Source organism: Myxococcus virescens (assembly GCF_900101905.1).
Classification (GTDB): domain Bacteria; phylum Myxococcota; class Myxococcia; order Myxococcales; family Myxococcaceae; genus Myxococcus; species Myxococcus virescens.
On sequence record NZ_FNAJ01000007.1, the window covers coordinates 438015 to 449797 of the forward strand.

The window sequence follows — 11783 nt, forward strand, 5'->3', positions numbered from 1 at the left end:
CCATGGGGAACGAGACGGACAAGAAGCCCACGCTCACGCGCGAAGAGAAGCTCGCACTGCTCGCGAAGCGGTTGGAGAAGAAGCCCCGGCCCGCGTTGCCGCTGACGTTCTCCCAGCAGCGGGTGTGGTTCCTGGTGCAGCGCTCACCCGGGCTGCCTGCCTACCACCTGCCGCTGGTCCTGGAGTTGTCCGGCCGTCTGGATGAGGCCGTGATGGAGCGGAGCTTCCAGGAAGTGGCGCGGCGCCACGAGTCGCTGCGCACGCACTTCGGCGAGGTGTCCGGCACACCGGTGCAGTTCGTCGATCCCCAAGCACGCCTGCCGTTCACGGTGGAAGGACTGGAAGACGTCCCCGAGGCGGCGCGCGAAGCCGCCGTGCGGCAGCGCATCCAGCTTGAGCTGGAAACACCGTTCGACCTGTCCCGTGGCCCACTGGCTCGCGGGGTATTGCTGCGCGTGGCGCCGGAGCGCCATGTGCTCCTGGTGGTGGTGCACCACCTCATCTCCGACCCAAGGTCCATGGGCGTGCTCGCCCACGAGGTGGTGGCGCTCTATGACGCCTTCGCCCAGGGCCTGCCGTCGCCGCTGCCTGTGTTGCCGCTCCAATATGGGGACTACGCGTCCTGGCAGCGGGGCAAGCTTCGTGGTGACGCGCTCGACGCGCACCTGGAACTCTGGCGCAAGCGGCTGGAGGGCGCGCCGCATGAGCTGGAGCTGCCCACGGATCGCCCGCGGCGCTCCGCGACCGGACGGGCTGCTCGGCGCAGGGCCTTGTTGCCCGTGCCATGGGTGGAACGCCTCGAGTCGCTGGCGCAGGCCGAAGGCGCCACGTTGTTCATGGCCGTGCTGGCGGGGCTCCAGGTCCTGCTTTCTCGTTACACCGGGCAGAAGGACCTGCTCGTTGGCGCCTCGCACACGAACCGGGGCAGGCAGGAGACGAAAGGGCTGGTGGGCCTCTTCGCCGAGCCGCTGGTCCTGCGAGCGGACCTCTCCGGCCGGCCGGGCTACCGTGAGCTCCTGCGCCGCGCGAAGGCGGACACGGAGGAGGCCTTCGCGAACGCGCATGTTCCTTTCGAACCGCTGCTGAGTGCACTGGGCGTGGAGCAGGACCCGATGCACGCACCGATGTTCCAGGTGCTCTTGGGGGAAATCGACGCGCCGCCACCGCTTCGCGAGGTGCAGGGGCTCGACGTGCGCGTGCTCGACGCCGATGTATCGAGCACCGACGTGGACCTGACCCTGATGATGTCCCGAGGCCCTGAGGGCCTTGCGCTGACGGCCCTGTACAACGCGGAGTTGTACGACGCGGCCACCATCGAGGGACTGCTGGGCCATCTGGAGACGCTGCTCGACGCGGCGGTGACGTCACCCGACCGGCCCGTGGAGACGCTGGTGATGCTCCCGGTCGAGGAGCGGCACCGCTTGCTGGAGACGTGGAACGGCGCGAACGAGTCCCTGCCTCCGGACGCCTGCGCCCATGCATTGTTCGAAGCGCAGGTCGCGCGGACACCGGACGCCACTGCCGTGGTGTCCGGCGGCGAGTCCGTGACGTATCGCGAGCTGAACGCGCGGGCGAACCACGTGGCGGCACACTTGCGAGCGCTCGGCGTGGGCTTGGAGTCCCGGGTGGCAGTGTGCGTGGAGCGCTCAGTCGAGTTGCTGGCGGCGTTGCTGGGGGTGCTCAAGGCGGGTGGCGCCTACGTGCCACTGGACCCGGAGTACCCAGCGGAGCGGCTGGGCTACATGCTGGAGGACAGCGGTGCTCGCGTGGTCGTGGCACGGCGGCAGTACCGCGAGAGGCTGGGCGAGGCACCAGGGCGGGTCTGGTTGGACGTAGCGTCGCTCACGCCGGACGCAGCGGGGATGACGTCCGCGCCGACCGCCGTCGTTCCACCAGAAGCCGCGGCGTACGTGCTCTACACGTCGGGCTCCACGGGCCGGCCGAAGGGCGTGGTGGTGCAACACCGCTCACTTGTGAGCTTCATTCGCGCGGAGTGGCAGGTTTGCCCGGTGGAGCCGGGCGATCGGGTGCTCCAGTTCGCGTCCATCAGCTGGGATACCAGCGCGGAGGAGATCTATCCGTGCCTCACGCGCGGCGGGACGCTGGTACTGCGAACGCCGGAGATGCTGGACGTCCCGGAGGTCTTCCTGGCCCGGTGTGAAGCGGCCGGCATCACCCAGCTCAACCTGCCCACCGCCTTCTGGCATGAAGTGACGGCGAGCCTGGATGATGGCAAGGCGCGCCTGCCCTCGGGGCTGAAGTGGGTGGTTATCGGTGGCGAGCGCGCCGTCCCCGCGCGGGTGTCGCAGTGGCGGCAACGCGTGGGCCGCGCGGTGCCTCTGCTGAACACGTACGGCCTCACCGAAGTGACAGCGGTGGCCACGGCCGTGGACCTGACCACCGACACCGAGGACTTCGGGCGCGAGGTGGCCATTGGCCGGCCGCTGTCGAATGTCCGCGTCTACGTCCTCGACGGGGAGCTGGAGCCAGTCCCCGCGGGCGTGGTGGGCGAGCTGTACGTCGGTGGTGAAGGTGTGGCACGCGGGTATCTCGGCCGGCCGGAGCTGACCGCGGAGCGGTTTGTCCCCGCGCCCCAGGGGGACGGGGCGCGCCTGTACCGCACCGGCGACAAGGCGCGATGGCGGCGGGATGGCGTACTGGAGTACCTGGGCCGGGGTGACTCGCAGGTGAAGGTGCGCGGTCATCGCATCGAGCCCGGTGAGGTGGAGTCGGCGCTGCTCGGGCAACCGGGCGTGCGCGAGGCGCTGGTCGTGGTGCGCGAGGACGCACCGGGCGACAAGCGACTGGTGGCCTACGTGGTGCCCCGCGATGGGCGTGTGCTGGAGGGCGGTGAGGTGCGTGCGGGGCTGGAGTCGCGCCTGCCGCGATTCATGGTGCCGCAGGCGGTGGTGGTGCTGGAGCGACTTCCGCTGCTTCCGAACGGGAAGGTGGACCGAAAGGCGCTGCCAGCGCCGGAGGCGGCACGGGACGCTCGAAAAGAGGCGCACGTCGCGCCTCGCACGCCCGTGGAGCAGATGCTCGCGGGCTTCTGGGCGGAGGTGCTGCGCCTGGAGACGGTGGGGCTGCACGACAACTTCTTCGAGGTGGGCGGACACTCGCTGCTGGCAATGCAACTGGTCGCGCGGGTCCGAGAAGCCTTCCGAGTGGACCTGCCGCTGCGCGACGTCTTCGAGTCGGCCACGGTGGCGGCGCTCGCGGAACGGATTTCCAGGGCGGTGGCGACCGCGGGGATTCCGGCGCCTCCGCTGAAGCGGATGGATCGCGGCGGCACGGCTCCATTGTCATTCGCGCAGCAGCGGCTGTGGTTCCTGGCGCAGCTCGACCCGGCCAATACGTCCTACAACCTCTGGGCGCCTGTGCGCGTGACGGGGGCGTTGGACGTCGGTGCGCTGGCACGGAGCTTCGAGGCGTTGATCCGCCGGCATGAGGCGCTGCGCACCACGTTCCGCGCCGAAGGTGGCTCGCCGGTGCAGGTCATCTCCGCGGAGACGCAGGTTCCGCTGGAGGTGGTGGACCTGTCCGTATTGCCAGAGGGCGAACGCGAGGCCTCGGCGAAGGCACGGACCGAGGCGGAAGTGGGCCGGCCGTTCCAACTGGAGCAGGGGCCCTTGCTGCGTACGGTGCTGCTCAAGTTGTCCGAACAGGAGCACGTGCTGGTGCTGGTGATGCACCACATCGTGTCGGACTACTGGTCCATGGGCATCCTCGTGCGGGAGGTGGCCGCGCTCTACGAGGCATTGTCCCAGGGGCGGCCGGCACAGCTGACCGAGCTGCCCGTGCAGTACGCGGACTTCGCGATGTGGCAGCGCGATTGGTTCAAGGGGCAGGTGCTGGAGTCACAGCTCGCGTACTGGCGGAAGCAGCTTGCCGGGGCGCCGCGAGCGTTGGAGCTCCCCACGGACAAACCGCGACCCGCGACGCAGACGTTCCAGGGCGCGAACCTTCAGGTCCTGTGGCCGAAGGTGCTGTGGCGTGAGGTGGAGTCGCTCGGCCGACGCGAAGGCGCGACGCCCTTCATGGTGTTGCTGGCCGCGTTCCAGACGGTGCTGTCGCGCTACTCGGGCCAGGACGACGTGAGCGTGGGGGCTCCCATCGCAGGGCGTTCGCACTCGGAGACGGAGGGGCTGATTGGGTTCTTCGTCAACACGCTGGTCCTGCGGTCGAAGCTGTCGCCCGCGCTGAGCTTCCGCGCGCTGCTGAGGCAGGTCCGTGAGGTGACCCTGGGCGCCTATGCGCACCAGGACGTGTCATTCGAGAAGCTGGTGGAGGAACTCCAGCCCGAGCGTGACCTGAGCCGCAGCCCGTTGTTCCAGGTGACGCTGACACTTCAGAACACCCCTGCCGCCGAAGTCCAGCTGAGGGGCATCACCCTCAAGGGACTGGCGGCGGAGGAGAAGACGTCGAAGTTCGATCTGTCACTGGTTGTGGAGGAGGTGCCGGACGGCGTCGTGGCGATGGTCAACTACAACAGCGACCTGTTCGAGGCCGGGACGATGGACCGGCTGCTCGGACACTTGAGGGTGCTGTTGGAGGCCGCCGTCGCTGAGCCGGAGACGCGGCTGGCCGAGCTGCCGTTGATGGGGAGTGACGAGCGGCACCGGCTGGTGGAGGAGTTGCGTGGGACGGCTTCCACGTACCCACGCGATGCGAGCCTGAGTGTCCTCTTCGAGCAGCAGGCGCAGCGGACGCCGGACGCAGTGGCGGTGGAGTACGAGGACCGGCAACTGACGTACGGGGAGTTGAATCGCCGTGCCAACCAGTTGGCGCACCACCTGAAGGGCATGGGCGTGGGGCTCGAGGTGCGGGTGGGGTTGTGCGTGGAGCGCTCGCTGGAGCTGGTGGTGAGCGTGCTGGGCATCCTGAAGGCGGGGGGCGTGTACGTGCCTTTGGATGCCAGCTACCCGCTGGAGCGTCTGGCGTGGATGAAGGCGGAGGCCGGCGTCGCAGTGCTGGTGGCGCAGGAAAAGCTGGCGGACGAGGTGGCCGCGGGTGGCGAGCTGGTGGTGTGCGTGGACACGGAGTGGGACACGCAAATTGCCCTGCAACCGGAGGTCGCACCGAGCACGCATGTGGGTGGGGGCAACCTGGCGTACGTGATGTTCACGTCAGGGAGCACGGGGAAGCCGAAGGGCGTAGGCGTACCGCATCGAGCGGTGTCACGCCTGGTGCTGGGGACGGACTTCGCGCACTTCGGGCCTGAGGAGGTGTGGCTGCAACTGGCGCCCATCTCCTTCGATGCATCGACGCTGGAGGTATGGGGCGCGCTGCTGCACGGCGCGAAGCTGGTGGTGTACCCGGCGGGGACGCCGTCGTTGGAGGAGCTGGGCCGGAAGCTGGAGTCTTCAGGTGTGACGTCGCTGTGGCTGACAGCGGCGCTCTTCGAGCAGATGCAGGCACGGCAGCCGAAGGCGCTGGCTAGCGTCCGTCAGCTGCTGGCGGGCGGCGACGCGCTGCCGGTGTTGCGCGTGAAGGAGCGGTTGGAAGCGGGCGGTGTGCTCATCAACGGGTACGGCCCGACGGAGAACACGACGTTCACCAGCACGTACCGAATGGAGAGGCCGGAGGAGGTAGGTGCCTCGGTGTCCATCGGCCGGCCGGTGAAGAACACGGTGGCCTACGTGCTGGACTTGGGGATGCGCCCGGTGCCGGTGGGGGTGCCGGGTGAGCTGTACGTGGGCGGAGACGGGTTGGCAGTGGGGTACGTGGGGCGCCCGGAGCTGACGGCGGAGCGCTTCGTACCAAGCCCATTCGGTGAGGGAGAGCGACTGTACCGCACGGGGGACGTGGTGCGGTGGCTGAGCAACGGGACGTTGGAGTTCCTGGGTCGCGCGGACATGCAGGTGAAGGTGCGTGGGTACCGCATCGAGTTGGGTGAAGTGGAGGCGGTGCTGGCCCAGCACGTTGGCGTCAACGAAGCAGTGGTGGTGGCGCGGGAGGATGGGGGCGAAGGCAAGCGGTTGGTGGCCTACGTGACGGCGCAAGAGGGCGCGGAACTGGAGTCCAGCGCGCTGCGAAGCCACGTGAAGCAGCGACTGCCCGAGTACATGGTGCCGTCAGCATATGTGGTGCTGGAGTCGCTGCCGCTGACGCCGAACGGGAAGGTGGACCGTAAGGCGCTGCCCGCCCCGGATGCCCAGGGGCCGAAGACGGCACACTTCGAGGCGCCTCGCACAGCGACCGAGCAGAAGCTGGCGTCCATCTTCACTGAGGTACTCAACGTCGAGGGCGTCGGACTGGAGGGGGACTTCTTCGAGTTGGGTGGCCACTCGCTGCTGGCCACGCAGTTGGTGTCGCGCGTCCGCGAGTTCTTCCAGGTGGAACTCCCCCTGAGGGACGTCTTCGAATCTCCGACGGTGGAGAAGCTCGCTCTCCGGCTGGAGGAAGTGCAGGCGGGGACTTCATCCCTTCACGCACCGCCCCTGAAGCGGAGCCCTCGGTTGGGGGCACTGCCGCTATCGTTCGCTCAGCAGCGGCTGTGGTTCCTCGAACAGCTGGAGCCAGGCAGCCCCGTTTACAACATCCCCTTGGCCATCCAGCTTTCGGGCGCCCTGCGAGTCGATGCACTGGAGCGCGCGCTTCGTGAGTTGGTGCGGCGCCACGAAGTCCTGCGAACGACGTTCCGCTCCGAGGGCGGGACGCCCGTACAAATCGTCTCCCACCAGGCGGTGAATGCACTACCGGTGGTGGACCTGTCGTCGCTCTCGTCCGAGGCGGCCGAGGCGGAGGTCCAGCATCTGCTGCGTGAGGAATCCCTTCGCGGATTCGACCTCGCCAGTGGGCCGTTGCTACGCACGCGATTGTTGAAGCGCTCCGAGGCGGAGCATGTGCTCCTGGCGAACATGCACCACATCGTCTCGGACGGGTGGTCCATGGGCGTCATCGTCCGGGAACTCGCTGCGCTCTACGGGGCCTTTCGCGAAGGGCAGCCGTCGCCGCTGCCTGAACTGGACGTGCAGTACGGTGACTTCTCCGCTTGGCAGCGCGCCTGGCTGGAGAGTGGCGCGCTTCAGCGGCAACTGGACTGGTGGCGTCAGCAGCTTGAAGGAGCCCCTCACGTCCTCTCGATTCCCACGGACAGGCCGCTGCCCGCGGTTCAGACCTTCCGAGGCGCGAATCTCCCGGTGAGCATCCCACCAGCGTTGTCTTCAGGCGTGAAGGCACTGGCGCAGCGGCATGGTGCAACGCCGTTCATGGTGCTGCTGGCGGGCTTCCAGGTGTTGCTATCCCGGTACTCGGGGCAGGACGACCTGGTGGTGGGAACGCCCGTCGCCGGGCGTAACCGCGCGGAGACAGAAGGGCTCATCGGCTTTTTCGTCAACACCCTGGCGTTGCGGGCACGCGCGTCCGCTGAGAAGCCGTTCCTCACGCTGCTTCGCGAGGTGAAGGACGCGGCGCTGGGTGCCTACGCGCATCAGGACGTTCCATTCGAGCAGCTCGTGGAAGAGCTCCAGCCGGAACGCACGCTCAGCCACTCGCCGCTGTTCCAGGTGATGTTCTCCCTGCAGAACACACCGGTGCCGGCGGCGCTCGTGCCCGGGCTTTCGATGAGCGCGATGGACACGGAGATCGGCGCCGCGAAGTTCTTCCTGACGCTGGCGTTGGAAGACCTGCCGGACGGCTTCTCCGGCGTCTTCGAGTACAACGCGGACCTCTTCGAGCCGGCCACCGTCCAGCGCATGGCCGCGCACTGGCTCACGCTGTTGGAGGCTGCCGTGGCCTCCCCGGACCGCCGATTGTCCGAGCTGCCGCTGCTCTCTCCTCGAGAGCGGCACCAGCTCCTGGTGGAGTGGAACGACACCACAGCGGAGTATCCACGCGATACGCCCGTGCACGTGCAGTTGGCGGACCTGGCGACGCGCATTCCGGAAACGGTGGCGCTCGCTTGGGAGGGTGGGCAGCTCACTTTCGCGGAGCTGATGGCGCGGAGCCGCTTGTTGGCGGCGCATTTGCGGCGCTTGGGAGTGGGCCCCGAGGTCCGGGTGGGCCTCTTGGCGCGCCGATCGCCGGAGTTGGTGGTGGGACTGCTCGCCATCCTGGAGGCCGGTGGTGCCTGGGTGCCGCTGGAGCCGGACGCTCCCCGTGAGCGGCTGACGCGCATCCTGGAGGACGCGGCGCCCGAGGTACTCCTCACCCAGCGGGCGGTGCGAGACCTGGCGCCCGCGACCTCGATGCCCGTGGTGTTGCTCGAGGATGACCTTGGGTCATTCGCCGCTGGGACTTGGGATGCGAGCGTGGTGGCGGACAACGCCGCCTACGTCCTCTTCACCTCGGGGTCCACGGGACGTCCGAAGGGCGTGCTCGTCTCCCACCGCGCATTGGCGCGACACACGGCGTGGTTCATCACCGCGTTGAAGCTGGGCGTGGGAGACCGGGTGTTGCAGAAGGCCTCTGCTGGCTTCGACGCCTCGGTGCCCGAGCTGCTGGCCACGCTGGTCTCTGGTGCTCGGCTGGTCATCGCACCGCCTGATGCGGAGAGCGACACCGAGGTGCTGCTGGCCGCGTTGGAACGCCAGCAGGTCACGGTGCTCCAGTTGGTTCCGTCGCAGCTTCGCGTCCTGTTGGCGCACGAAGGTGTGGCGCGAGCCGCGGGCCTGAGGGTTCTGGTATCCGGGGGCGAGGCGCTGCCGGTGGAGCTCGTTCATCAGGCTCGGGAGCGGTTGCCGTCCACGCTCATCATCAATGCGTACGGACCGACCGAGACCACGGTCGATGCCACGGCCTGGCTGGGAGGCGACCTGGGCGAAGGCCCCTTCGCGCCCATTGGCCGACCCATCGCGAACACCCAGGCCTACGTCCTGGATGCACAGGGCCAGCCGGTCCCCGTGGGCGTCCCGGGTGAGCTCTTCGTCGGTGGAGATGGTCTGGCTCGTGGGTACGTGGGCCGGCCAGACCTGACGGCGGAGCGTTTCGTGCCTGACGCCTTGGGACGTACACCGGGCGCCCGGCTCTACCGCACGGGGGACCAGGTGCGGTGGCGCTCGGGGGGCTCGCTGGAGTTCCTGGGCCGTGTGGACACGCAGGTGAAGGTGCGGGGGCACCGCGTCGAACCCGGCGAAGTGGAGGCGGTGCTTGCGGAGCACCCGGCCATCCACGTCGCCGTGGTGGTGTCACGGAAGGACGTTTCGAATGAGACGCGGCTCGTGGCCTACGTGGTGCCAGGCGATGCGTCAGGAGCGGTGGATGCCACAGTGCTGCGCGCCTTCCTGGTGGAGCGCCTGCCTCCAGCCATGGTGCCCTCGTGGTTCGTGGTCCTGGAATCGCTGCCGCTGCTCCCCAGCGGAAAGGTGGACCGCAAGGCGCTGCCCGCGCCCGACATGGACGTCAGCGAGCGACAGTACGTCGCACCCCGCACCCCGACGGAAGAGCTGCTGTGCGGCTTCTTCAGCAGGGTGCTGGGCGTGGAGCGCGTGGGCATCCACGACGGATTCTTCGAGCTGGGGGGCCACTCGCTCCTCGCGACACAGCTCGTCTCTCGGGTGCGGTCGGCCTTCCGGGTGGAGCTCGCGCTGCGGGAGTTGTTCGAGGCGCCCACGGTCGCGGACCTGGCGCGTCGAATCGATCAGGCGAAGCAGTCTGGGGCCGAGATGCCGATGCTTCGGAGCTCGGCGGTGCCTCGCGCACGTGAGCTCCCCTTGTCGTTCGCGCAGCAGCGGCTTTGGTTCCTGGATCAACTCCAGCCAGGAAGTGCGTTCTACAACGTGTCCGCGGTGGTGAAGTTGACCGGCCCGCTGGACCCGAGCGCGCTGGAGTGGAGCTTCGAGGAACTGGTGCGTCGCCATGAGGCCCTGCGAACGACCTTCCGGGCCCAGGGGGGGACCCCGGTACAGGTCATCTCGGCCGATCCGACGCTCGCCTTCGCTGTGGTGTCCCTGGAAGCGCTGGATGACACCGAGCGCGATGCCGCTGCGAAGCGCTGGGCTGAAGAGGAGGCCCAGCGGCCCTTCGACCTGAAGAAGGGGCCGTTGCTGCGGGCCACGTTGCTACAGCTGCGGGAGCGGGAGCACGTGCTGGTGCTGGTGATGCACCACATCGTGTCGGACGAATGGTCCATGGGCATCCTCGTGCGCGAGGTGGCCGCGCTCTACGAGCCGCTGTCCCAGGGACAGCGCTCCTCGTTGCCGGACCTTCCGATTCAGTATGGCGATTACGCTGTCTGGCAGCACCAGTGGCTGGCAGAGGACGTGTTGGAGGCGCAGCTCGGATACTGGCGACAGCAGCTCGCTGGGGCGCCGAGTGCGTTGGCGTTGCCCACGGACAAGCCCCGCCCGGTGATGCAGACGTTCCGCGGGAGCATGCAGGAGGCGCTCTGGCCCTCCGAGCTATGGGCCGCGGTAAAGGCGCTCGGGCAGAGAGAGGGCGCGACACCGTTCATGGTGCTGCTCGCGGCCTTCCAGACGCTGCTGTCGCGCTACTCGGGCCAGGATGACGTGAGCGTGGGCTCGCCTATCGCGGGCCGCACGCGTGAAGAGACGGAGGGGTTGATTGGCTTCTTCGTCAACACGTTGGTGCTGCGGACGAAGGTCTCCCCTGTGTCGATCTTCCGCGAGCTGCTCGCTCAGGTGCGGGAGGTGACGCTGGGTGCGTATGCGCACCAGGATGTGCCGTTCGAGAAGCTGGTGGAGGAACTCCAGCCCGAGCGTGACCTGAGCCGCAGTCCGCTGTTCCAGGTGACGCTGACGCTGCAGAACACGCCTTTCTCCGAGGTCCAACTGCGGGAGCTGACGCTGACGGGCGTCGACGCCGAGGAGCAGACCTCGAAGTTCGATTTGTCGCTGCTCGCGGAAGAGGTACCGCACGGGTTCTCCGTGGCGGTGAACTACAACAGCGACCTGTTTGAAGCCGCGACGATGGAACGGTTGCTGGGGCACTTGCGGGTGTTTCTGGAAGCCGCTGTGAGCGCTCCAGAGACGCGGCTTCTCGACTTGCCGCTGATGGGGAGTGAGGAGCAGCAGCGGTTGGTGAAGGAGTGGCGCGGGACGGCTTCCACGTACCCACGCGATGCCAGCCTGAGTGCCCTCTTCGAGCAGCAGGCGCAGCGGACGCCGGACGCAGTGGCGGTGGAGTACGAGGACCGGCGGTTGACGTACGGGGAGTTGAACCGGCGCTCCAACCAGTTGGCACACCACCTGAGAAGCATGGGTGTGGGGCCCGAGGTGCGGGTGGGGTTGTGCGTGGAGCGCTCGCTGGAGTTGGTGGTGAGCGTGCTGGGCATCCTGAAGGCGGGAGGCGTTTACGTGCCGCTGGATGCCAGCTACCCGCTGGAGCGTCTGTCGTGGATGAAGGCGGAGGCCGGCGTCGCAGTGCTGGTGGCGCAGGAGAAGCTCGCGGATGAGGTGGCCGCGGGTGGCGAACTGGTGGTGTGTGTGGACACGGAGTGGGACACGCTGATTGCCCTGCAACCGGAGGTCGCACCGAGCACGCATGTGGGTGGGGGCAACCTGGCGTACGTGATGTTCACGTCGGGAAGCACGGGGAAGCCGAAGGGCGTGGGCGTGCCCCACCGAGCGGTGTCACGCCTGGTGCTGGGGACGGACTTCGCACACTTCGGGCATGAGGAGGTGTGGCTGCAACTGGCGCCCATCTCCTTCGATGCATCGACGCTGGAGGTATGGGGCGCGCTGCTGCACGGCTCGCGGTTGGTGGTGTACCCGGCGGGGACGCCGTCGCTGGAGGAGTTGGGCCGCAAGCTGGAGTCGTCAGGTGTGACGTCACTGTGGCTGACGGCGGCGCTCTTCGAGCAGATGCAGGCGAGGCAGCCGAAG

At 68.2% G+C, this 11783-nt stretch carries 1 protein-coding gene; it reads left to right on the plus strand.

The window, feature by feature from the left end:
• Positions 1 to 2: 2 nt before the first annotated feature.
• Positions 3 to 11783: non-ribosomal peptide synthetase (locus BLU09_RS22330; protein WP_143043166.1), on the plus strand; the 11781-nt coding region annotated here is incomplete at its 3' end.